The following is a 24,069-nucleotide window of genomic DNA, read 5'->3' as shown; positions in this document are numbered from 1 at the left end:
GTCACTTTATTTGTAGTATTGCTACTACTGCAACAACCTCCGTTGCTTTTATTAAGTTCGTTTTGTTCATTCTTCTCTGCCATTTTCCCCAACCCCTCATAGTGTACGAAAAGCTTAAAGTGTGACTTCCTCTTTCTTAACAAACATGACTTGAATTAATTGTTTAATATGTTCATCAGTCAAAGAGTAAAAGGCTAGCTTTCCTTCTTTTCGATAGCTGGCAATTCCCACATTACGAAGAAGTCTTAAATGGTGAGAAGCTGTAGCTACTGTAGAACCAACAATATTAGCTACGTCACAGACACATAGTTCTTCTCCCTTATATAAGGCAAGAACAATCTTTAATCTTGTTTCATCGGCTAAAGCTTTTAACGTTTTCGTTACATCTTGAACGTCTCCTACATCTATAGAAGCCTTAACATGATTAACTTTTTCTTCGTTATAACAATAAATATCACAGCGATCTTTTGCCATAATTGCCTCCTTATAATAAAACATTCAAATAACTATTTGTTTATAATATATGCCAATTTCTAAAAATATTCAAATGTTTATTTGATTATTTTTAGAAATTAGAACTAAATTCATATTGGACAAACATATGCTGGGTAACAGAGGATAGTTTAAGGTTGATGCAAAAGGGGGAAAGACATGAAATGTCTTAAAGTATTGAAAGTATTTTATGTACTTTTAGCTGTAGTGGGAGCCGTTCTAGCTATCGTTTCTTACTTTCAGCATTCACTTTACTTGAAGTCATTTGGTCTTGTTTTATTAGGAGCATCACTCGTTTTTAATAGTTACGCTACCCATTTAGAGTGGAAAGGAAAGGGACCCTTTCTTTACATGGCCATAGGTCTAATAGTGATTGCCATAGCTATAGGCGGATTCACTGAGGCATGGTAACTATTTATGTTAATGAAGAAATGTCTATATAGTTAAAAGTTATTAAACGTTTTAGGCTCTAACATCTAAGAACAACCTAACTATCCTCGTTTCTAGTAAAGTTGTCTTTCCAAGTTCTATTTGTTATCTATGTACTAGGTTCCTATTTAGCTGCTGGTTATATAACGAAAAGAAAAGCAATGAAAAACAAATGAGCACAAACAGCATAAGATTTAAGCAATAAAAAAAGCAATCCTTTTGAATTTGCTCTTTTTTATGAATACCTACTCTATAAGTAACAAAAAATAAAATATTTATAAATTGTTGTACAATTTATAAATATATAATAGTATAGTATATGAGTATATGTTCATATAGTGAGAGTGTTTGTATAAGGAGGAGTAATAAAATGGCTCATTCACATGAAGGGCATTCACATGGTCCTGGACATCATCACGGTACTAACAATAAAAAAGCATTAGGTTTAGCCTTTTTTCTTATTACTATTTATATGATTGTAGAAGTCATAGGTGGATTTGTAACGAATAGTTTAGCCTTAATCTCTGATGCAGGACATATGCTTAGTGATTCAGTTGCCTTAGGCATAAGCTTTTTAGCTCTAAAATTAGGTGGTAAACAACCAACTAAGGAGAAAACATTTGGATTTAAGCGTTTTGAAATTTTAGCTGCCTTCTTAAATGGCATTGCATTAATAGTTATTTCGATTTATATCCTGTGGGAATCATATAAGCGTTTTCTAAACTCTCCGGAAGTAATGAGTTCAGGGATGCTAACTATCTCTATAATAGGGCTTCTCGTAAATATTGCTGCAGCATTTATTTTAATGAAGGGGGATACTTCAGAAAATTTAAATGTTCGAAGTGCTTTCTTACATGTTATGGGAGATTTGCTAGGATCAGTAGGTGCTATCATCGCAGCTCTTCTCATCATGTTTTTTAATTGGGGAATTGCAGATCCAATAGCAAGTGTTATTGTATCTATCTTAATCATTATTAGTGGATGGCGAGTTACAAAAGAGTCATTTCATATTCTTATGGAAGGCACACCAAGTAATATTGACTTATCCGCATTAAAAAAATCTTTATTATCATTAGATGAGGTAAAGAGTGTACACGACCTACATATATGGTCCATTACATCCGATTTTCCTGCTTTAAGTTGTCATTTAGTAGTTGATGAGCAAGCTGCGTACGAAAGTGTGTTATCAAAAGCAAAAAAGATTTTACATGATGAGTTTCATATTGAACACACAACTATTCAGGTGGATAAAGAACATTCTCAATGCAAGGATCATGATCATTGTAATTAAAAAATAGTAAAAGAATGGTTAATCCATTCTTTTTTTTATGAGTGGATACTCTTCTTTCTAATGAGCATCTTTAAAACATAGGTATGATTGCTTTTTCTTTGAATAGATTAATTGTAAATAACAATCTAGCCGAAAGGAAGAAACAGCTATGCATATAGAAATGAATTTGTTATTCACTTTGGGTTCATTACTTGGCTTGTTAGTAGGTGGTGGCCTCCTTAAAATAGTAAGCTATGTAGTTCAGGGAAGGATCCAGTTTATGTATGCCATTTGTGGAGGAATCTTATTAGGATTATTGCTCTTCGATATCCTTCCTTCTACTTGGCATATATACGACCTACAAGGAGTGTTATTAGGAATTGTTGCAGGATATATCATCATGCTATGTATTGACCTCTTTTTGCATAAGCAAAATAGTGAAATTTCACCTTTACAGGCCCTCATTTTATTAACAGTAGCTATATTTTTTCATAATGTCATTACTGGTATTACATTTGGTATAACCGATATACACCAATCAACTTCTGTGTTTGTAGCCACCATTTTACACCAGATTCCAGAGGGCATGGCAATCATGACTGTTCTTTCTGTAGCAAAAGTACCCCACTTATTCTTTTTACTAATTGTAGCCTTCTTATCTTTATCCTTAGGTGGGAGTTTATTAATTGGAGAAAGCGTACAAGCCTCCTCACTTAAATTTCAAGCTTTATCGACTGGGGGAGCAATCGGTACATTGTCCTTCGTTATCTTTCATGAAGTAATAGGCAAGGCTATAACGCATTTTAGACGTCTACATGTATGGATGCTTATAGGCTTAGGAGTATTAATTATTTACGTTTATCAGTATTCACTTTCACTGTTTCATGGTCATTAAAGGGATTTTATTATTAGTTGTTTAAAAAACGATAAGAATGATGGATATACCTTGTAGGTTGAACTTTTCCTTACTATTATAGAATTAGTTACTAATATAATAGTAGGAAAGGGTGTCTTAGTTGCATAAAAAGTCTTTAATCGTATTAATCATGTTATTAGTGAGCATAGTTTCTACAGCTTGTTCAAGTTCAAATACAAGTGAAGAAACAGCTAGTAAGGAAAAAACAAATGCTACAGAGAAAGAGCATCAACAACATTCAGAACATGTTAGTGGTGACATTAGGGAAAAAACAGCAAGTAATGAGGTTTTACCTGAATTTTTGAAGGATAAACCAGAAGAGATGCAAACAATTTACGCGAATGCTGCCCAAAACAAAGAGCTACTCGAGAATATTCCATGCTACTGTGGCTGTGGTGAATCGGCAGGGCACAAAAATAACTATGATTGCTTTATCCATGAGAATAAAAAAGATGGAAAGGTAGTATGGGATGACCATGGAACAAAATGTGGTGTTTGCCTCGAAATAGCAGCTCAATCCGTTTCTGATTTAAAATCCGGCAAATCAATTAAACAAATTCGTCAATCAATTGATGAAAAATATAAAAGTGGTTATGCAAAACCAACACCAACTCCTGAAGTTTAAGGTCAAGTATAGGCTTATAGCTTACATGTAATTGAAGATATCAAAAGATTGATTAAAACAAATAGGACCTTAAGAAGAGTAAGTAATATATCTTGCTCTTCTCAAGGTCTTTTTTATTAATAAATAAAAATTACTTTTCTACAGCTACCATTGTTTTTTCTTTACTTGCTGTTTTGAGTATAGAAAGCGACATGATTATAAATGAAGCCACACCTATCATTCCTAGAACAAATAAATAGCTTTCAATATCATGCCCTCCAAAGTAGAAGATATTACGTAGACCTTCTACACTATATTTAAAAGGAACCCATGAATAAAACCAATCTTGAGTTACTGTAGGTAGAAACTCTGGAGGTAAATTTAATACCGGAATTGAGAAGAGAAAAAGTAAGATGAATAATGGAACTCCTACTAATCCTAACCAATTTAAAATAGCGTTTTGAAGTAAATAAAACATAAATGCAGTAAAGAGTAAAAATAAGAATGTTGCCTGGAAGTCAGATATGTTAACGTTTAATACATTATCGGTAAATAAAAGGACTGTAGAAGCAATGGCGGTTGCAAATAGTAGTCCTGCAACTAATTGAGCTAAAACAGACCGGATACTTATACGGCCATTTGTAACCTTCTTCATAATAACAAAATGAATAACAGAACTAATAATGACTGCGATCCATATTATTTGTGTAAATAATACAGGGGCATTTCCATTGGCTGTATGATCTCCAACTTCGTTAACTGTTTCATTCTTCACAAGTAAAGGACTGCTCAAAAGTTTCGCTTGCGAAGGAGTAATAGTAGCTTTATTAGTCTCTAACTGGGTAAAAACAGTATCCTGAATTTGACCATTTATTTTAGAAAGCAATTGATCGATAACCTGCTTTGTTGTATTAGCAGCCGTGTAATGCATTCCTTGATTAATAATTACCTCTACTTCTGGCTTTTGTGGTGAAGGAGATTGAAGTGACAAAATTTGTTGAGACATATTCTCTGGAATCACAATCGTTGCATAGTATTTCTTTTCGTTCATTGCACTGATAGCGTCTTCTCTCGCGTCAATCACTGACCATTTAAAGGGAATATCTTTATTATCTAGTAACGCTTCTTTGTATTGTTCACCAGCATTCAGTTTTGTCTTGTTAGGCAGCTCAGCACCTTTATCATTTACTACTAATGCAACTGGCAAGTCCTTCGGAGTGGGATTAACAATTGATCCTATGAAAGCAATACTAAAAATCATCACCACTATAATAATTCCTAGTAAGCTCCCCCAAAATCTCTTTTGTGAAAAAAAACTCTTAAATACGCACACGTAATCTCCCTCCTGAACATCTTGTTTTCATTGACAAGGCGTTGCATAAGGAACGCCTTATTATATACAATGTAATTATATTCCTTATTCTCACATACTCAATAATCAATATTGTGCTTTTTGTTATATATACAACAAATGAACCCTGAGTGTTAATTAAATCTGAAATCATAGACAGGTGATGAGAAAATGTTAAAAAAAACAGATTTGCGTGTTATTCGAACACGAAAAATGATTAAAGAATCGTTTATTGATTTAATTCAAGAGAAAGGTTATCAATCTATTACTATTAGGGATATTGCAGATCATGCGCTAATCAACAGAGCAACTTTTTACCTTCACTATGTAGATAAACAGGATTTAGTAGACAAACTAATTGATGAAGTCTTTAGTGAACTAACGGATATTATTAACCCGTGTGTATATATCCAAAAGAGAGAAGTGAAAATATCTCAATTTCAATCAATGATTGAGGCTATATTTACAAATATTTTTCATCATGCTACGTTTTATCAAATCATGTTAAGTGAAAAAGGGGTGCATGGATTTAATCGCAAGATGCAAGGAGTTCTTCAAGAGAAATTTAGAAAAGAATTCGCCACAATAAATTTACAAGAACAAAAGTTTTCAACTCCTCCAGAATTATTAATACACTTCATTTCTTCAGCATTGATTGGTACAGTAGAATGGTGGGTTAATAATGACTTAGTCTACTCTCCTAAACATATGGCTGTACAGTTAGTTAAGTTAATAACAATTGGTCCATTACAGTCTTCAGGTTTTGAAATTGAAGCATAAGATAAAATTAAGCTTGTAAAGAGTTCTAAACTTACTTCAATAATCAATTTCGAAAAGATCAGCATCACCTAGGTTTTTATAAAAATGGGATTATATCTAGGATAACTTCCAGAAGAGATCTTGAATGTAGATAGATATAATCCCTCACTCTATCCTCATCATCTTTTACCTTCATTTCCAAATGTAAATTTCATTCTTTTTTTAAAAATTTTTTGTATCATTCTTATTTGGCAAAAATGGTAACGTTGTCATATGTTTTAACATTCAAAAAAATGTTTGAGTGTTATAGAAACATATTATACGTAGTGAATATCTCACTTTTAAATAAAGATTCATCTGCTCTAAAAAAACATCTAAACTTTCTTATATCTTATAGTCCTTTTATTTTTATGAAACTCCCCAAAAATACTCGTTGAAATGAGTTTCACTTTGATTTTATCAATATAATTTTAAGCATAATACTGTACTTATCCTAGTGGATAAATAGTCTTTATTTCACCTCCTAAAAGTCTTGTAAAATAGTTATTAAATTATTCTTAAATTTGAAATAAAGTGATTGACAACCCAAAATATTGTTTGTAGAATCCATTTGTAGCTACCTTTTTTACAAATAGAGGTAATTATAGGTTAATTTTCTTCTATTTCCGTGTAGTAAAATATTACCATTATGAAAAAGAGGTGGAAAAATCGTCCGATAATTAAATAAGTTTTTATTATTTTAAAGTAGTTTGTTTTACTCTTTATGATAGTTACTTATATTTAAACAATGAGGGGAGAAATAAAAAATGTCAGACGATACTTTATATAAAAAATCATATTTAAATAGATTAGGTGAATTAAAGGAAAGATCACCAAAGGTTGCAGCAAAATTTATGCAGTTTGAACATGAAGTCTTTAATACAGGTACGATTCCTCCTAAAACAAAAGAGTTGATCGCTATTGCTGTAGCACATACAACAGGATGTCCATATTGCATTGAAGCTCATGTAGCTAAGTATAAAAAACTAGGTGGAACTATGGATGAAATTTTAGAAGCAGTAACTGTAGCAGCTGCACTTAAAGCTGGAGCTGCAATTAGTCATAGTGTAAATGCCATCAATGCCTTCGAAAGAGAGTGAATTTTTTAGTTTGTTGATTTTAGAACATATAAGATGAGGTGTAGGCGGCGTGGAAAAATTGATAGACAATCCTACTATTCCAAATAGTAGTTATTCTTCAATGATTGACTTGTTATCTCATAAAGCGAGGATTCATCCTGAAAAGGTGGTCTACACATTTTTATATAATGACAACAAGGATGAAATTAATATTACTTATCAAGAACTTCATACGTGTGCTAAGCAAATCGCTGCTTACCTACAACATTTAGGTTTAGAAGGGCAACGAGCTCTTTTAATGTATCCATCTGGAATAGACTACATTAAAGCTTTTCTAGGTTGTATCTATGCGAATGTAATACCGGTCCCTGTGTATCCTCCTGGGTTGAGTAGAAATATGTTACGTTTAAAAGCGATCATGGACGATGCAGCTACTAATATTATTTTGACAACTACGCAACTGCATTCAAAAATAAGCTTTCATTTCTCAGATGAACTTACAAACATGAATCTAAAGTGGATTCCGATTGACGATATATCTCATGATTATCAAGATCAGTGGTCGCAACCAAAGATAGATAAAGATTCTTTAGCTTTTTTACAATATACTTCAGGATCTACATCTTCCCCTAAAGGAGTGATGGTCACTCACGGTAATATTTTGCATAATGAAGCCATGATCAAAGCAGCTTGTCAGCATAATGAGGATACAGTCATGCTCGGATGGCTACCAATGTATCATGATATGGGGTTAATAGGTAACATTCTACAACCACTATATCTTGGGGCTAAATGTGTATTTATGTCGCCAATGGATTTTTTACAAAAGCCTTTTCGATGGCTAAGTGCTATTTCAAAGTACAAAGCAACTATTAGTGGTGGACCTAATTTTGCTTATGACTTATGTCTAAAAAAGATTACAGATGAACAAAAGAAGCAGCTTGATTTAAGTAGTTGGGAAGTTGCTTTTAATGGGGCTGAACCCGTGCGTTATGAAACTATTCAAAAGTTCGCCCAGGCTTTTAAAGATTGTGGTTTTAAACTAAATCAATTTTTTCCGTGCTACGGTATGGCTGAGGCAACTTTATTTATAACAGGTAATGAAAAATTAACAAAGCCTGTCTCCAAAGGCTTTTGCAAAGAAAGTCTTCTAGAAAATAAAGCTATAGAGCGACCTATAAATTCTGAAGATTCAGTTAAATTAGTTGCTTGCGGTATTCCTTGGCTTGATCAGAAAGTAGAAATTGTTAACACTGACTCCTTATCTACGTGTGCATCAAATGAAATAGGTGAAATTTGGGTTAAAGGGGACAGTATCACAAAAGGATATTTTGGACGAGAACAAGAAACAAATTATGCATTTAATAATACAGTGAAAGACACAAACGAAAATGGCTTTTTAAGAACGGGAGATTTAGGGTTCTTTCATGAAGGCCAGCTTTTTATAACAGGTAGACTGAAAGATGTCATTGTAATGAGAGGGAAAAACCATTACCCACAAGATATTGAATTAACTGTGGAAAAAGCAGATCAAGCCATTATTTCAGGAGCCAGCGCTGCTTTCTCTGTTGATATCAATGGGGAAGAGAAGTTGATTATAGTTGCTGAAATTGAACGTAAATATAGGCCTAGATCACATACAGAAAAAGAGTTAAAAGGTTATTTAGACAATGTTTTAAGAAACATCCGTCAGCAAGTAATGGAGGAACATGAAGTTCAGCCATACGCTATTTACCTTTTAAAGACTAGCAGTATACCAAAAACATCTAGTGGAAAAATCCAAAGACGTGCTTGTAAAAACGCGTATTTAAATAATGGTTTAGAGGTTTGGCATAATTAAATTCATTCTTTTCCCTCTTTTCCTAATAAATTCATCCTACTACGCATAATGTACTTACTATTGTTAAAGGAGGGATGTTAAATGGGAAATTCATATAACACAATTGTAATCGGTGCTGGGCAAGCAGGACTAGCTATTGGCTATTATTTAAAACAAAAATCTCTTTCATTTTTAATTATAGATTCTAATAGTAGGGTCGGAGACTCTTGGCGTCATCGTTACGATTCTTTAACCTTGTTTACACCTAGATCTCATAGTGCACTACCGGGCATGAACGTAGAAGGATCGCCACATGGTTACCCTAACAAAGATGAGATTGCCGATTATTTAGAGAATTATAGTCATCATTATAATCTTCCAGTTCAACTGAATACAGCCGTTATTAATTTATTTAAAGAGAATGAACAGTTCCACCTCGTTACTAATAAGGGAAATTACGTAGCGAAAAATATAGTAGTTGCGACTGGTCCCTTTCAAAAACCCTTTGTACCAGATATTGAGAAAGATATCTCAAAAGACATTTTTCAGATTCATGCAGCTCATTATAAAAACCCGACTCAATTAAAGGAAGGAACGACTTTAGTAGTGGGTGCTGGTAATTCAGGGGTACAGATTGCAACGGAGTTAGCTGAAAGCAGAGAAGTTTACCTATCTGTAGGTAAACGAATGAAATTCCTACCCTATACATTACTGAATAGGAGTATTTTTTGGTGGTTCCAAGTGCTTGGAGTATCAAAAGCAACTATCCATTCAAAATTGGGACAGTTTATGAAAAAAAATGATCCAATTATAGGGAAAGAGTTAAAACCACTGCTCAGTAGAGGAGCTGTTAAAAAGGTTTCAAAAGTTTCAAAGGCAGATGGTAAGAGTTTAATTTGTCAAAATGGCGAGAAGGTCCAACCAGAGAATATCATCTGGGCCACTGGTTACCACAATGATTACGAATGGATTGAGGTCCCTAACATAATTGATCAAAACAATAATGTAATTCATGATCGAGGCATAACAAAAGAAAAGGGTCTTTACTTTCTAGGGTTATCATGGCAATACCGACGAGGTTCCGCCTTATTATTAGGGGTTGGAGAAGACGCTAAGTTCTTAGCAAATCATATAACTTAATTCATATGAAAAGTTTTAGTGGGGGTCCTAACTATGGAAAACGATAAGATTTTTATGATGATAAGAGAGTCTATTTTAGTTTTTTCACCTTTAAAAGAAACAGATATTAAAATAGATAGCAATTTGTCCGGAGATTTATCACTGGATTCAACTGATCGTCTAGAACTTGTTCTAGATTTAGAGCAAAAGTTAGATATTAGCATTCCAACTGAGGACTATGGCTGGTGCAAAACGATTGAGGACGTTGTGTTGTTAGTAAAACAAATACAAGCTCAGAACACTAAGGAGGCTATTAAATGAACTTATCTACTCAGTTAAAAGAACTAGGATTATCCCCGTTAAATACATTAGTCGGCAGTGCTCATAACCTTTATAAAATGCCTTTTGATACAGTAAATGAATATAAAGGTAGCGTTATCGCAGATAACTTTAACTATCATTATGAAAACAACGAATTTTATCGTGATTTATGTAAGAAGAAAAACATTAGTCCTCAGGATATAAAGGGTTTTAATGATTTAGCAAAAATCCCTTTAATTCCAGTTCAAACATTTAAACAATGCGATTCTCATCTTCTTATGACATCGAAATTAAACGAAGTTGAATTTGAAATGAGAAGTACAGGAACAAGTGGTATTCCTAGTGTATCTCGTCGTGATCGCTTAACGATGGATAGTGCATTTGATAGTGTTGTAACCACCTATAGAGAGTTCTTTAAGTTCTCCAGAGGGATGGGATTATTCCTTTTCCCACCAACTGAAGAAATGCCTGAAATGGGAATGGTAAAAGCACTGAACGTTTTTGCTGGTTTATTAGATGGTAGCGTTAATTTAGTAAAGAAAATAACATTCAACCCCGAAAAAGCTGTAGAAGTCTTACAAAGTTGGGATGGAAAGCATACTAGACATATAGTAGGTCCTCCATTTTTAGTATATAGATTAATTAAATATTGTATGGATCGCAATATTAAACTTAATTTAGAAAAGAATAGCTTTATTATTACGCTTGGAGGATGGAAAAGGTTCACTGGTGAAGAAATTCCACGAGCAGAATTTAATGAGCTTTGTCATGAATACTTAGGTGTTCAGTCATACAATGTAAGGGATATGTATGGATTAGTAGAAGCTAATATGCTTGCAGTAGAATGCCATAAACAAGAAAAACATATTCCACCATGGGTACACGTTTCTATGCGTAACCCACACAATGTCTTAGAAGAAGTTGAATATGGAGAAAGAGGCGTTATTGCTATTTATGATCCAACTTCTATTTCTTATCCAGGCTTCATTCTGACAGAAGATGTTGGCTATTTAAGAAAAGATACATCTTGCGAATGTGGTCGTAATGGACAGACGTTAGTATATATTTCAAGGATGCCAGGAGTAGAAGTAGGTTGTTGTGCAATTAACCTTGAAAAGTTTATCGAAGAAAAAGAAAAAGGCATGGCTATCAAAGGGGGAATTTAAAATGTTCAATGATATAATCTGTGATCATTTTATGAATCCTAGGAATATTGGTGAACTTACAGATGCGGACTATGTGATTGAGATCAGTAATCCTATTTGTGGTGATACAGTACACATGTATTTAAAGTTAAACCAAGAGGTTATCTCCGATGTGGCCTATAGAGCTTATGGATGCTCTACGTCTATTGCTACAGCAAGTATTGTTTCAGAAAAAATAGTTAGTATGTCTAAAGCTGAAATTTCGTCTATTACACGCGATGATGTTGTTGAATGGTTAGGTGAGTTAGAACCTTCACAGCTTCACTGTGTGGATATCGCTTTAAATATTCTAAATCAGTGCGCAAATCCAACAAAAAAGAAATTTGAACAGAAAGAATTTCTGGTTGAAGGGGAAGGTGCATTTTAACAATGCATACACCTATTTATTTTGACTATAATGCCACTACTCCTATTGATCCAAGAGTGTTAGAAGGTATGTTACCGTATCTTCAAAATCATTTTGGAAATCCGTCGAGTACTTATTCTATAGGGTATCGTGCTAAAGAGGCCATTGAAATAGCACGTAAAGATATAGCTAATCTTATTGGTGTTGAGGATGGTAATATATTTTTTACAAGTGGTGGATCTGAGGCAAATTCCACTATATTAAAAGGCATAGCAGCTAAAAATTCAAAGAAGAAGCATATTATTACAAGTTCAATTGAACATCCAGCTATCTTAAAAACGTGTGATTACTTAAGAAAGCATCATGGATTTCAAATTACCACAATACCTGTCAATTCGGCTGGTATTGTGGATGTTAATGATATCGAAAGAGCTATAACTAGCCAAACCGTTCTTGTTACAGTCATGATGGTAAATAATGAAATTGGGTCTATACAGCCTATAAAAGAAATAGGTAACTTGTGTAAAAAGCACAATATTCATTTCCATTGCGATGCAGTGCAGGCAGTTGGGAAAATACAAGTTAATTTAAAGGAACTTCCAATTGATAGTTTATCCATGTCAGCACATAAAATTTATGGACCTAAGGGAGTAGGGTGTTTATATTTACGTGAAGGTGTGAATATTCCTCCTCTTATCCTTGGAGGATCTCAAGAATTTGGTATGCGTTCTGGAACAGAAAATGTAGCAGGTATTGTCGGTTTTGGGATTGCTGCAAAAATAGTTCAAGAAGATCTATACTTAAATTTTACAAAGACAGAGTACCTACGTGACTTATTCTTAACTAATCTCCACGCAGAAATTGAGGATTGTTTAATAAACGGAGACATACATGCTAATGTTCCCTCCACGATAAACATTCAATTTTCTGGGATTAGAGGAGAATCCTTAGCCAGTATGTTAAATGAATTAGGAATTTGTGTATCTATTGCTTCCGCATGTAGCTCTACGTCATCAAAACTTTCACATGTATTAAAAGCAATTGGAAAGACAGATGACGAGATTAGAAGCTCAATTCGTATAAGTATAGGAGCACTAACCACTGAAGATGAAATATATCAGCTAGTTAGACATTTAAAGCATGCCGTTATGAGATTACGTTCTTTCTCACCTAAGTATCAAATACCTGTATAGGAATATTAGAGTGGAAAATAATGATTGTAAGGTAGTGAGACTATATGAATGAATTAGTATTTAAGCAGTTTAAATTGGCAAAGGATTACTTTATAAGAAATGTAGAATCTATTTCTAAAGAAGTAGCGAGTGTTCAGCCAGATGGTTTTAACAATACAATTCATTGGCATGTTGGTCATGTATTAACATTCACTGAGCAATTAATGTTTGGCTTTCCAGAAAAAACGACTTACCTTCCAGCAAATTATATCGAATTGTTTGGTAATGGTACAAAACCAGCTGATTGGAAGGATGAGGTGCCTAGCTTAGACGAATTGGTTATTCAGCTCAAGGATCAGTTTATTCGTCTTCAGCAAATTCCAAATGAACAATTAAAGGAAACACTTCAAAAACCATTTATGGGATTTGAAACTTATGAAGAATTAGCAGGTTTGGCCGTATTACATGAATCCAATCATTTGGGCCACATTCAAGCAATGAAACGTGTTGTCGAATATGAAAATGTAAAAAACTAATCAATGTAGATACAGATGAAAAATACCCTCTAACAGTTTATATTACTAAGCTCTAAACAAAAACAAGCATTTGTTTTCAAAGGCTTGTTTTTTTGTTGAGATAGTTCTGCTGCGTCTGTATAGTAAACATTGTAATTATAAAGGAGATAAGATAAATGACCATTTACAATAAACTAATTAGAGACCGCATACCCGAAATTATCCAAGAATCCGGAGGCGAGTGTGTGGTTGAAGTTTTAACAGAACAGGATTATTTAAAAGAACTTCAAAGGAAAGGTCAGGAAGAATTAAATGAGTATTTAGCTGCTTCTAACCCCGAGGAGGTTATAGAAGAGCTTGCAGATTTATTAGAAGTAATATACGGCCTAACGCATTGTCATGGGCTTTCTATCGAAGAGTTAGAAAAAGTTAGACAATATAAAAAAAATAAAAGAGGAGCCTTTGATAAAAGATTATTTCTAATAGAAGTGCGTAAGAAAGATTAAAAATGAATCTCAAACAACTTTAGTATATTACACTCTTAGTTAACATAATGGATTTTCTAGGGAGTAAAAAGGCTAGCAAGTGCTAGCTTTTTAAGAAACCTATCTTGAAACAGCTGTTGTTTCTTGTAAAAATAACTGATTAAGGGCTTGTATAATCATACTTGCTGTTTCTTTTTTATTGGCACACTGGTATATGTCATTATCTTGATTAATTATATAATGTGTAGCTGAATTAACATGTAAGGAATCAGAAGTATTTGCCACCATTAAATTAGCCTTAGAAGTACCCATTCTTATTTTAGCTCTCTCTATTAGGGTTTCTTTATCTACGTTACTTTCTAACTTAAAACCTACAAGCATGAGATTAGGGTTCCATTCTTTAATTTGCTTTAAAACTTTAGGTGCTTTCTTAAAGTGAATAACCGGAGGATTGTCGCTAGATATTTTTCCATTCTGAGGAATAAGGTTCCCGTCTTTGTCCAACATCTTCTCTACTATCCAATCCGACCCTGCAGCTGTCATGATAACAGCATCTATCTTTTCACTTAAGATAATGGCTTTCATTTTCTCTTGAAGATCTACTATTCCTTCAAAACTTTCTAAGTTTAAATTCTCTGAATCCTTATCACAGGGCTTTTCTGCAAAATAGCCGTGTAAATATGTAACTGTTGCTCCTTCTGCTAATGCTTCCTCTGCAATCATTTTCCCTATTTTCCCTTTAGCTAAATTAGTGTGTCCCCTAACCTCATCCCACTTTTCTATACATCCACCACTGGTAATAAGTATATTTTTTCCTAACATTACTTTTGCCCCTTTTTATAATTCTATTTTATTACATAAATAAATCTTAAATAAACCGCAGTCTAAATAGCAATACATATGTATCTTCTAAGAAACTTTAAAGTTTATTTACAATTTTTTCATATGAAGTTATTGACTTTATTGGTACCTAGTACTAATATCATTTTATATATCTTGGTGTTAAAGAAAGGTGAATTCGATGAAATCAACTGCACGTATTACAGCAATAGGTACATACGTACCAGAAAAAAAACTTACAAATGATGATTTAGAAAGAATCGTTGATACAAATGATGAATGGATTGTACAGCGAACTGGTATGAGAGAAAGAAGGATTGCTGATGAAAACGAATATTCTTCTAACTTAGCTATTAAAGCAGTTGAAAACTTAGTGGCGCAATATCAGAAAGAATTAAATGATGTAGATTGTATTGTTGTTTCAACAACAACACCTGACTATGCATTCCCAAGTGTAGCCAGTCAAGTACAAGATTACTTCGATATCCCTCAGACAGGCGCTTTAGATTTCAATGCTACTTGTGCTGGCTTTACATATGGATTACATATGGCAAATGGATTTATTACATCTGGACTTCATCAGAAAGTTTTAGTTATTACAGCAGAAACTTTGTCCAAGGTTACAGATTATACAGATCGTACTACTTGTGTTTTATTTGGTGATGGAGCAGCTGCTGTTTTAGTGGAAAAAGACGCAGAGAACCCAAGTTTTATAGCCACTCATATTGGGACGAACGGAAAAGGAGGTAAACATGTATACCGTACAAATTTATCTACCACTATGCATGGACAACCTTTAAGTTCTAGTGGCAAGATGGTTCAAAACGGAAGGGAAGTTTATAAGTGGGCTTCTCGAACAATCCCTTTAGGAATATCGGAGTTGCTAGAACAAGCGAATCTTCAAAGGGATGACGTAAATTGGTTTGTTCCACACAGTGCCAACTTACGAATGATTGAATCCATATGTGAAAGATCAGACTTTTCGTTAGATAAAACGTTGACTAGTGTCGAGTATATGGGAAATACCTCATCTGTTTCGATTCCATTAGCATTACAAATAGGGATAAATGATGGAAAGTTAATGAATGGAGATATTCTCTTGCTTTACGGATTCGGAGGAGGTCTTACTCACGCAGGACACATTATTAAATGGGATTTAACAAAGTAGTAGGAATTTATAAAAAATCTGCCTCTTCTGACGCTCCGAGGCAGATTTTTATTTTGTTAACGATAATAACTACTTCAACATCTTGTCATAGATTTAAATATCTCGTCCGTAAAAGTATACTTTTACGAACTTTAATCAATTTATTAAAAGGTATCTACATAAGTGGCTATATGTTCATTAAAGATATTGAATTAAGGGAGAAAAACCCCAAGTAGCTGTAATTAATACACAGAGATATAATCTCTGAGGAAATTAACTTTTGTTTTATGTATAATAAATTATTCGATGTAAGCTTCAACGTTTCATAAGCATTTAATTCTTTGCTATTTAAAGTAGTTACACTACTAAAAACATCACAAAAAAGCCCTTTATTTAGGGCTTTTGCATATAAGTTATTATTAGCTATTAATAGACAATTATCACGTTAATTTATTTTCAGTTGATCTGTAACTATTTTTTTCTGATTGTTCTTTCTGAACGTAAATCCTAAAAAGGCACAAACAAACACAAAGGGAACGGTAGATTTATAAAGGTTACTAAAGCTACTCGCAATTTTATCTGTTCCATACTCATTGACTTTTTTCGAATATTTATCTATTTCTGTTTGTTTTTTTTCTATCTTTTCAGATACTTGTTTATATATTAACGGCTTAGCTACCTCCCTCTTGTTTAAAGGCATGTCCTTTAATATATCTTCTGCATTCTGGTTAATCATTCTATCTATTTGCTTTTTAGAAAGTTGACTATCTTCTTCAACATGTTCTTTATCGGAATAAAGAACGTTCTTTGTATGTCGTAATATCCTAGTTTGTTCAGCTTTCTCTATATTGAGTTGATTCATTTGTGTTTGAGCATATCTCATTACTTTGTCTTGATTTTGATCGATTTTATTGGTTAATCCTCCAACAAAAATGGCGACTGCTAAAACAACACCAACTTGTCGAAGCATGGAAAATACCCCTTGTGAAGCTGTTAATAATTCACCTTCAAATGAAGAGGTGCTTGCTATTGTAGCAGTAGCAATTATAAAGCTAAATCCAACCCCTAATAGTGTACATAATGTAATAATTTCCGTTGTTGTACTATTAATGCTTAAATTCTCTAGAAGGTAGTAAGCACTTCCCATAATAAGAAAACCTAGAATAACAGGAACAATAAAGCCAACTTTATTAACCAATAACCCTGCTAACTGTGAAAAAAAGAAGATTGCTGCTGATACAGGTGTAACAAGAAGAGCTGCCTCTAATTCCGTTTTTCCTTGAAACCTTGTCAAAAATTGTGGTAGTAATACCATCACTCCGATTAAAAAGACATACCCTGCCGATACAGTTAATACAGATCCTAGAAACTGGCGGTCTTTGAAAAGGGACAAATTAATCATAGGATCTTGTACTCTTTTTTCTATTACAATAAATAAAACGAGCGAGATCATACTAGTTAGATAGCAAATTAGAGCCCCTTTACTAGTCCAGCCCCAAGAGTTTCCTTTAATTAATATTAAGGTTGCGGTGAATAAGGCAATCGTTGAAAGAATTAATCCTCCCCAATCAATCCTAGCTTCAACTGTCTTTTCCTGTTTTAAAGGAAGTAAGAATACACAAGCGATAATTCCAATAATACAAATGGGGATATTCACATAAAAGACCCAATGCCAGTCTAATTTTTCTGTAATAATTCCCCCAATTGTTGGACCTAATGCCGTAGATAAACCTTGTGTTGCGCCTAATAAAGTTAGCGAAATCATTCTTTTCTCTGTAGGCATTATTCCTACCCCTATAACCATACTAAGTGGAATAAGGATAGCTGCCCCCACACTTTGAGTAAATCTAGCTATGAGTAGAAAATTTGCAGACATGGATAAGCCACATAATAAAGATCCTAAACCAAATACTATTAATCCTAGTAAATAAAACCTATTTCTTCCAAACATATCTGCAAACCTAGCCATGGGTATGGCAAGGACTGCAATAGTCATTGTATAGACATTAAGCATCCAAGAGCTCGTTTCTAACGTAGTATGTAAGTCTTCTTGGATAGCAGGCAAGGTAATATTCATTATTGTAGAATCAATCATACATATAAAGATTCCTAAACACATTAATAATAAAATTTTTGTATGGCTTTTCTTCCTCATCATTTAATTACCTTCATTCATTAACTGCTGTAATTCTCTTTCTATCCAACCTAAGGTAAACTTTGCCTCATCAATTCCATAAAGAAGTGTAATTTTCTTATGACGTTCCATATTAGGGTACTTCTCATTAAGAGATGTCAAATTGTCTAATTGTGCTTGAGCTTTTTGTTTCTCTGTGTTCAACCATTCTTTAATTTTATCGAAGTTTGTATATTGTCCGAAAAATATACGTATTAGCAAATCTGATCGAATTAACGTAGGATTTAAGGGACTATTCATATAGTCCTGAAATTCTTTCTCTCCTTTTAAAGTAATGACATATAGATTCTTATTAGGTTTTCCATCTTGTTGAATAACTTCCTTTTCTATAAGCTCATCTTTTTCCATTCTTCGAAGTGCTGGATAAATTGCTCCATAAGAAGCGTCAAAAAAGTATGAAACCGAATTTTCCATCATTTGTTTAATATCATAGCCACTCATTGGTTTTTCAACTAGAAAACCTAAAATAACATTTTGAATATTCATTTTTATTCCACCTTTATATTAACATTGTTTATATGTATAATATTAATATAAACAATGTTAATATAAACGTCAATGGATTGTTTTTCACCACAGTTAGTAAAAGGAATTGATGTATAAGTAGCTTCCTTTTTATGCATTTGTGTGTCTTTTTAGAAAGGCATAAAAGCCACTAAATTAACGATGTATATAATCCTGTATAGATAAGAAAAACAAAAAAGTAAAAAGCCCTTGGAAGACAAGGGCTCGTTTTTGTGATGTGTTCCGGAAAGAGTGATTATGTAAATTAAAACACTTTATTTATCCATAAATGTTATTATTTAGATTATACATTTGTAAGTACTAAGAAGGAGATATGGATATTAAATGAGCAGTTTTAAAAAGATACTGATTGGAATTATTATGGTCTTAATATTACTCTATATTGGAGCTCAAGTTGTTATGACTAGTATAGATTGAATTCTAGTAAAACTCTTGTATAAGAGGAGAAAAGCATCTAATGATTAGGTGCTTTTTTTGGTGCCTAGAACGCGTTTTATGGTAACTAAATCTGTACAGGAGATTTATAGCAATCTACGTCTCTAGATGTATAGTAATAGCAAAGAATTAGTGTTAAAATTTTCTATGTAAATTAATGGATATTACATGGAGGATATTTATGAAAAAAGTTTATATTGGGGTCATAGCAGCTTTGAGTATATCTATACTCTTGTTTGGTTGTAGCTCAAAGGAAAAAGATATGAAGGAAGACGTAAACTTAGGGTTTGACCAAGCTAAAAAAGTAGAAGTATCATCTGTAAATCATCCAGACGTAGTATTAAATACTATTGATAAGCAGCAAGATATAAATACATTTATCAATAAAATAAAAGTGGATAAATGGAATGTTGCAGATCTCCCTGCCGATGCTAAGAAAGAGAATGTCTATAAAATGTATCAAGAAGAAACTGCTAAATTGGGAGAGACATCAAATAAGGGTAAAAAAGAACTTAAACAAGTTGCTACAATTATTACTTACAAAGGTATTCCTTATATTGACGTTGAAATTAAAAATCTTAATTTAAAGCTTAAAGTTCCAAATGATGTATCTGAATATCTGTCTAGTCAAAGTCAACAGAAACATTAGTTACATACATAACAGGTATAAGAAATAGAACCCTGAGAGTGTTGAACACTTTTAGGGCTCTATTTTTTTATGATATTTCAAAGGGCGAATAAATGATAATAGCCCCCTAGTTTTCTATTCTGATGAAACATTTCTCATAAATTTCTATAGTATCTATTTGTAGATTGTTTAAATCAATTTTCAAATTATTCTCAAGCTCTTCCTCTTCTTCTCCCAGCCAGCATATATAGACTTCGCAATAATCACCTTTTGGAAGTAACTTTTTTAGAAGGTCACATAAATAGAGGAAAGTTTTTTTTGATTTTTCGTAGTTATGTGGAGAATGAATCTTATGATATTTGTTCATTTCCCAAATTGGATGCCCTTTTTCAGCAATCTCATAAAGATACGGTGTAGTAAAATACTTCTGCTGAACTACCTTACGATTTTCTTCATCTGAGAAAACATAGTCAATTTCAACCTCATCTTCCGTATAATATTCATTAAGTTTTACTGCAAAATTTAAACCAATGTAGGTTGCCATACTCATTTTCATTAACTCCTCATTATTACTTCCTGCGGTTCCAAGATCTTATGTTTAATCCTGGGTAATTATATCATAGTTTTTTTGTTTTAATTTTATGTACTGGTTACATATTAAAGCTTAACCTTTATAAAATCAACTCAGTCTTATGAGTAAATATGAAAATATTTATTAAATAATATAAGTTTTATCATTTACTCTACCTGACGACAAATAGAACCTTTTTCTGATTGTAATATACAGATTATATAGTTTTCAAAAAAATGATGTAAATCTAAAAGATATAATAATTTCTATATAAAGGTGTTTTATTGTTATTAAAAAAGGTAACGATTAACGTATTTTATTAAAAGTAGTATTAACTGTTACACACCTTGTAGAAAAACCCACAATTTGTCGTCAAGTAAAGTAAATGATAAAACTATGATTTTTATAAGTTAGTTTTTGATTTTTCTCAAATGAATAAAATACATTTGCAATATAAATTATATGTAACCTATTTTTAATGGAATACTAACCAATAAAATAGTTTTGAGTTTTCTTATCTAATTATAGATATAAAGCAAAGGTCAACAAGGTAATGGCATTATAAACACACATGTCGAATATTATTAAATGTCCCAATTTATCTATCAATCTCGTATTAAAATAGCGAAAAAGGGAAATACTGTTTGTAAAAGAGAAAAGATAAAGGAGTTGACCTTTTATGGAAAATAATGTGTCCAATGAAATGAACCGAGTTGAACCAAGCATATCTGATGAAGTGTTGACTGAATTGTTTTTGGATCAAGTTATGAAGGATTTTAAAAAAAGTAAGATACTTAAGGAAATTAATCAATCACTAAAAAATAAAGACAAAGAAACTTTTTTACGTTTAACAGAGGAACTTAAGTTTGTTTCTTGATATAAGAACCTATTTTATAGAAGAAACTCATCAAAAAGCAACCTTAGTATGTAAGAGCAAAGGCTTTTTTTTCTTTTTACATTATAATTCATATTTTATAGGTAATTAAAATTCTAGTTAGAATAACCCCATATTTGAACAAAAAACAAACTTCTTAAGAAAAGAAGTTTGTTTTTTTAAGAAGTTTTCTTCATTTTAATGACATTATCCGATGACTGTTTAAGCTTTTTCCGATAAACAATTTTTGATAAGGTTACGCTGCATTCATACAAAATTAAAAGTGGTACAGTAACTAGTATATCTGACATAAAATCAGGTGGAGTAATTAAAATCGATACAACAACAAGCAGAAAATAAGATAACTTTCGAGCTTTTGAAAGAAACATAGGGTTAATAACACCAAGGGATGTTAAAAACATAACACCAAGTGGAATTTCAAATAGAAAGCCAAATGGTAACGTCAAATTAATTATGAATTTAAAATACTTTTCAGACGTAAACATGGTTTGAAACTGTCCTTCAGATAGAGATAATAAAAAGCTAAGTACCGTTGGGTATACAACAAAGTAACCAAAAGATAAACCTGTAATAAAAAGGATAAATAGGCCGGGGATATACGATAACGTTATTTTTCGTTCTTTTTTAGAAAGTGCCGGTTTTACGAATAACCATATTTGGTGTGCAGCAATTGGAATGGTAAGAGCAATGGCCACTACGCCTGAGATCATAAAGTATACCCAGAGAATTTCACTTGGCCCCAGCACAGCTAATTCGTGATCAAGGTCACGGATAAGCCATGCGTATATGTTCTGCACATAAACAAATGAGCCACATAAAGAAAGTAAAAAGGCGGCTAATGTAAGGATAATTCGTTTTCTTAATTCTTCAAGATGATCAACAAAAAGCATTTCTTTATTATCCAACCTACTGTTCCTCCTTTCTGAAAAACAGGCGAAGATGTAAGCATTCTGCTTACATCCCCCTTCACATTATTTTATTTCTTTCTTTTCCTCTTTTTCTTCTGAAGACATTAAGTCTTTAGTAGAGTTTTTAAATTCCCTTAAAGTACTGCCAAAAGCACGTCCGATTTCTGGCAACTTAGATGGACCGAATATGATAAGAGCAATGACTAAAATTAGGATTAATCCTGGTATACCAATATTTTGTAACACTTGATTTCCTCCTTAGAAATTAAATCCTGTAATAGCAATAACTCCTGGTCGTGGCACTTTTTCACCCTTACGGTGCGGCCATGTACTTGTAGGGTTACTGAGATCTTCTGTTTCTTCACCAGGATGTTGAACAGATAAAAATAAGGTCTTTTCATCTGGTGTGAAGCAAGGACCTGTAAATTCAGCTTCCATTGGGGCAGAGGCAAACTGCAAAGCAACTCCTTTATCGTCACCCACAGTTGGGATAACAAATACACCATTGTTACCAAAACTTGTCCATGCATCTTTGTTTAGACTACTCGATGAAATGTCTGTTACAGTCCACAGGTTCGCATTACTATCAAACGTTAAGTTGTCTGGTGCACTAAATCCACTTTGACGCCCGCCGGCTGCAAAAATCTCATATTCGAATTCAGTTTCCCCATGATCATTATTTTTTTCTATGAAACGAGTAATATGTCCATGTAGATTTCCGTGCTTGTCATTATTGGTATGAGCAATATAAATCGTGCTGTCGAATGGTGAAATTTCAACATCTTCCGGACGATCTGTTGGTGTTCCGCCAAGAAGAATTGCTGCTTCTTGACAGTTGGTTACAACATCACCTTGAGTTTGGAATTTTTCCAGTAAATCTGGTTTCCCGTCAGCAGCAGCTTTTACTGCCTCAATAGTTAGAGGGATCCATTTTCCTTTTTTAAAATCTGCTACGTATAAAGTTCCTTTATCAAGAAGGCGGGAATTTGCCTTTCCCATTTCCGGCTTATATTTGTCTTTACTTACAAATTTATATACACATGCATCTTTTTTATCGTCCCCCATGTAGACGACTACGCGTTGGTCTTTAGCAAGTCCCATTGAAGCATTTTCATGGTTGAAACGCCCTAAAGCCGTATGTTTACGGACCTGGAAATTTGGATCAAATGGATCAACTTCAATGACCCAGCCATAGTGGGTTAGGTCTAATCCGGCATTTTTTGACGTATCTTCAAAGTTTTCTTCACAAGATAGTACGGTATTCCATAATGTTTTTCCACCAGAACAGTTAGCAAAGGTTCCTTGAACATTAATTGCACCACCTACAGCTTTTTCTCCTTTTGCAGGACCTGTAAGCTTAAAGCGTGTTAATCCTGATATACGGCGTGCATATTTTGAAGTAGCATCCATTTTCCATTTATCTTCTTTTTTGTCATAGTATACTTCAATAATTGAACCACCTTGGTTATAAAGAAGTTTTTCAATTTGGGCAGGAGTATACTTATCATTTACTTTTGCCCCTTCCACGTAAAGGGGGTTTGTATATTCGTGATTTACCCAAAGCAATCCACGGTTACTACCTTTAATTGGAAAGTAAAGAGTAAAGTCATTGTTATAACCAAATGTATCTTTCTTAGGGTTAATGATGTCTCCATAAGCAGCTACAACATCATATTTAAATCCTTTTGGAAGAATTACATCATCTTTGGTCGTAGCTTTAATTGGTGTAAATCTAAAGCCTGTCTTTTTTGGCTTTATCCGCAGTAGGCTATCAGTTTGTGCATTAGCTGCCTCACTTAGGACACCTAAACCAGAAGTAGCAACTGCTAGAGCCGTAGCTCCTGCTCCAATGCGTGATAAAAAAATACGTCGATTTAATGGTTTACTCTCCATCAAATTATCCTCCTATATTCCTTCAACATGTATTTAATTGTTTTCAGGAATTCCTCATTTTTTATGTAATTATGTGAATGTCTTTCAAAGTATAAATAGAGCTCATCTATTC

The 24,069-nt window shown here is 33.2% G+C and carries 26 protein-coding genes; 17 read left to right on the top strand and 9 right to left on the bottom strand.

Going from position 1 to position 24,069, the window contains the following annotated elements:
• Nucleotides 1–114: 114 nt before the first annotated feature.
• Nucleotides 115–477 (bottom strand): ArsR/SmtB family transcription factor, encoded by a 363-nt coding sequence (locus ACN6NE_RS28205; RefSeq protein ID WP_205654945.1) that lies wholly within the window; start codon nucleotides 475–477, stop codon nucleotides 115–117.
• Between the two features lie 174 nt (nucleotides 478–651).
• Between ACN6NE_RS28205 and ACN6NE_RS28200 the strand changes: the two genes are divergently transcribed.
• The 4 genes from ACN6NE_RS28200 (at nucleotide 652) to ACN6NE_RS28185 (ending at nucleotide 3,732) form a co-directional block, all read left to right on the top strand.
• Nucleotides 652–903 carry a hypothetical protein gene (locus ACN6NE_RS28200; RefSeq protein WP_129708036.1) on the top strand — a complete coding sequence of 84 codons (252 nt, stop codon included), beginning with the start codon at nucleotides 652–654 and terminating at the stop codon, nucleotides 901–903.
• Between the two features lie 388 nt (nucleotides 904–1,291).
• Complete coding sequence (locus ACN6NE_RS28195; RefSeq protein ID WP_474328608.1) at nucleotides 1,292–2,212, top strand: cation diffusion facilitator family transporter; 921 nt, start codon at nucleotides 1,292–1,294, stop codon at nucleotides 2,210–2,212.
• Nucleotides 2,213–2,360: 148 nt separating this feature from the next.
• The gene (locus tag ACN6NE_RS28190; protein WP_474328606.1) at nucleotides 2,361–3,086 is read left to right on the top strand and encodes a ZIP family metal transporter; all 726 of its coding nucleotides are present in this window, start codon (nucleotides 2,361–2,363) and stop codon (nucleotides 3,084–3,086) included.
• Nucleotides 3,087–3,207: 121 nt separating this feature from the next.
• A complete protein-coding gene (locus tag ACN6NE_RS28185) occupies nucleotides 3,208–3,732 on the top strand; it encodes a PCYCGC motif-containing (lipo)protein (protein ID WP_474328604.1) in 525 nt (174 codons plus the stop codon).
• A 130-nt stretch (nucleotides 3,733–3,862) separates the two neighbouring features.
• Here the strand turns inward: ACN6NE_RS28185 and ACN6NE_RS28180 are convergent, their stop codons facing one another.
• Nucleotides 3,863–5,044, bottom strand: a complete 1,182-nt coding sequence (locus ACN6NE_RS28180; protein ID WP_474328602.1) for a YhgE/Pip domain-containing protein — start codon at nucleotides 5,042–5,044, stop codon at nucleotides 3,863–3,865.
• Between the two features lie 189 nt (nucleotides 5,045–5,233).
• On the opposite strand from ACN6NE_RS28180, the gene ACN6NE_RS28175 reads away from it, so the two are divergent.
• The 10 genes from ACN6NE_RS28175 to ACN6NE_RS28130 all read left to right on the top strand — a co-directional run bounded on the left by ACN6NE_RS28175 (nucleotide 5,234) and on the right by ACN6NE_RS28130 (nucleotide 13,942).
• Entirely contained in the window at nucleotides 5,234–5,842 is a 609-nt protein-coding gene (locus tag ACN6NE_RS28175; protein WP_129708024.1) for a TetR/AcrR family transcriptional regulator, read from the top strand.
• A 785-nt stretch (nucleotides 5,843–6,627) separates the two neighbouring features.
• A complete protein-coding gene (locus ACN6NE_RS28170) occupies nucleotides 6,628–6,960 on the top strand; it encodes a carboxymuconolactone decarboxylase family protein (RefSeq protein ID WP_043980830.1) in 333 nt (110 codons plus the stop codon).
• 49 nt (nucleotides 6,961–7,009) lie between these two features.
• A complete protein-coding gene (locus tag ACN6NE_RS28165; RefSeq protein ID WP_129708021.1) occupies nucleotides 7,010–8,779 on the top strand; it encodes a fatty acyl-AMP ligase in 1,770 nt (589 codons plus the stop codon).
• An 81-nt stretch (nucleotides 8,780–8,860) separates the two neighbouring features.
• Nucleotides 8,861–9,898 carry a flavin-containing monooxygenase gene (locus ACN6NE_RS28160; protein WP_474328599.1) on the top strand — a complete coding sequence of 346 codons (1,038 nt, stop codon included), beginning with the start codon at nucleotides 8,861–8,863 and terminating at the stop codon, nucleotides 9,896–9,898.
• Between the two features lie 33 nt (nucleotides 9,899–9,931).
• Nucleotides 9,932–10,198, top strand: coding sequence for an acyl carrier protein (locus ACN6NE_RS28155; protein ID WP_097813555.1), 267 nt, complete (start codon nucleotides 9,932–9,934; stop codon nucleotides 10,196–10,198).
• Entirely contained in the window at nucleotides 10,195–11,364 is a 1,170-nt protein-coding gene (locus tag ACN6NE_RS28150) for a LuxE/PaaK family acyltransferase (protein WP_474328596.1), read from the top strand. Before ACN6NE_RS28155 ends, ACN6NE_RS28150 begins: the two co-directional genes overlap by 4 nt.
• Nucleotide 11,365: 1 nt before the next feature.
• Nucleotides 11,366–11,770, top strand: a complete 405-nt coding sequence (locus ACN6NE_RS28145; protein WP_097813557.1) for an iron-sulfur cluster assembly scaffold protein — start codon at nucleotides 11,366–11,368, stop codon at nucleotides 11,768–11,770.
• A 2-nt stretch (nucleotides 11,771–11,772) separates the two neighbouring features.
• Nucleotides 11,773–12,942, top strand: a complete 1,170-nt coding sequence (locus ACN6NE_RS28140; RefSeq protein ID WP_474328594.1) for a cysteine desulfurase family protein — start codon at nucleotides 11,773–11,775, stop codon at nucleotides 12,940–12,942.
• A gap of 44 nt (nucleotides 12,943–12,986) precedes the next feature.
• Complete coding sequence (locus ACN6NE_RS28135; RefSeq protein WP_474328592.1) at nucleotides 12,987–13,457, top strand: DinB family protein; 471 nt, start codon at nucleotides 12,987–12,989, stop codon at nucleotides 13,455–13,457.
• Nucleotides 13,458–13,612: 155 nt separating this feature from the next.
• Nucleotides 13,613–13,942, top strand: a complete 330-nt coding sequence (locus tag ACN6NE_RS28130; RefSeq protein ID WP_129708005.1) for a nucleoside triphosphate pyrophosphohydrolase — start codon at nucleotides 13,613–13,615, stop codon at nucleotides 13,940–13,942.
• Between the two features lie 99 nt (nucleotides 13,943–14,041).
• Here the strand turns inward: ACN6NE_RS28130 and ACN6NE_RS28125 are convergent, their stop codons facing one another.
• Complete coding sequence (locus tag ACN6NE_RS28125; protein ID WP_474328590.1) at nucleotides 14,042–14,743, bottom strand: phosphopantothenoylcysteine decarboxylase domain-containing protein; 702 nt, start codon at nucleotides 14,741–14,743, stop codon at nucleotides 14,042–14,044.
• A 199-nt stretch (nucleotides 14,744–14,942) separates the two neighbouring features.
• On the opposite strand from ACN6NE_RS28125, the gene ACN6NE_RS28120 reads away from it, so the two are divergent.
• A complete protein-coding gene (locus ACN6NE_RS28120; RefSeq protein WP_474328588.1) occupies nucleotides 14,943–15,929 on the top strand; it encodes a beta-ketoacyl-ACP synthase 3 in 987 nt (328 codons plus the stop codon).
• 424 nt (nucleotides 15,930–16,353) lie between these two features.
• On the opposite strand, the gene ACN6NE_RS28115 is transcribed toward ACN6NE_RS28120, so the two are convergent.
• Nucleotides 16,354–18,063 (bottom strand): MFS transporter, encoded by a 1,710-nt coding sequence (locus tag ACN6NE_RS28115; RefSeq protein ID WP_474328624.1) that lies wholly within the window; start codon nucleotides 18,061–18,063, stop codon nucleotides 16,354–16,356.
• Between the two features lie 3 nt (nucleotides 18,064–18,066).
• Complete coding sequence (locus ACN6NE_RS28110) at nucleotides 18,067–18,588, bottom strand: PadR family transcriptional regulator (protein WP_474328586.1); 522 nt, start codon at nucleotides 18,586–18,588, stop codon at nucleotides 18,067–18,069.
• 655 nt (nucleotides 18,589–19,243) lie between these two features.
• Here ACN6NE_RS28110 and ACN6NE_RS28105 point away from each other — a divergent pair.
• Nucleotides 19,244–19,711 (top strand): hypothetical protein, encoded by a 468-nt coding sequence (locus ACN6NE_RS28105; RefSeq protein ID WP_474328584.1) that lies wholly within the window; start codon nucleotides 19,244–19,246, stop codon nucleotides 19,709–19,711.
• 106 nt (nucleotides 19,712–19,817) lie between these two features.
• On the opposite strand, the gene ACN6NE_RS28100 is transcribed toward ACN6NE_RS28105, so the two are convergent.
• Nucleotides 19,818–20,240: a hypothetical protein gene (locus ACN6NE_RS28100; RefSeq protein WP_205664415.1), complete on the bottom strand. Its 423-nt coding sequence runs from the start codon at nucleotides 20,238–20,240 to the stop codon at nucleotides 19,818–19,820.
• 700 nt (nucleotides 20,241–20,940) lie between these two features.
• Here ACN6NE_RS28100 and ACN6NE_RS28095 point away from each other — a divergent pair.
• On the top strand, nucleotides 20,941–21,138 hold the full coding sequence (locus tag ACN6NE_RS28095; RefSeq protein ID WP_474328582.1) for an IDEAL domain-containing protein: 198 nt from the start codon (nucleotides 20,941–20,943) through the stop codon (nucleotides 21,136–21,138).
• 176 nt (nucleotides 21,139–21,314) lie between these two features.
• Here the strand turns inward: ACN6NE_RS28095 and tatC are convergent, their stop codons facing one another.
• The 3 genes from tatC to ACN6NE_RS28080 form a co-directional block, all read right to left on the bottom strand.
• Nucleotides 21,315–22,061 (bottom strand): twin-arginine translocase subunit TatC, encoded by a 747-nt coding sequence (gene tatC, locus ACN6NE_RS28090; protein ID WP_474328580.1) that lies wholly within the window; start codon nucleotides 22,059–22,061, stop codon nucleotides 21,315–21,317.
• Between the two features lie 66 nt (nucleotides 22,062–22,127).
• On the bottom strand, nucleotides 22,128–22,310 hold the full coding sequence (gene tatA / locus ACN6NE_RS28085) for a twin-arginine translocase TatA/TatE family subunit (protein ID WP_412999988.1): 183 nt from the start codon (nucleotides 22,308–22,310) through the stop codon (nucleotides 22,128–22,130).
• Between the two features lie 12 nt (nucleotides 22,311–22,322).
• Complete coding sequence (locus ACN6NE_RS28080; RefSeq protein ID WP_474328578.1) at nucleotides 22,323–23,957, bottom strand: PhoX family protein; 1,635 nt, start codon at nucleotides 23,955–23,957, stop codon at nucleotides 22,323–22,325.
• Between the last annotated feature and the right edge of the window lie 112 nt (nucleotides 23,958–24,069).

This window comes from Priestia sp. 53B2, from assembly GCF_056099005.1.
Note: the sequence above shows the minus strand (reverse complement) of the source record. Positions and strands in the feature narration are given on the sequence as shown.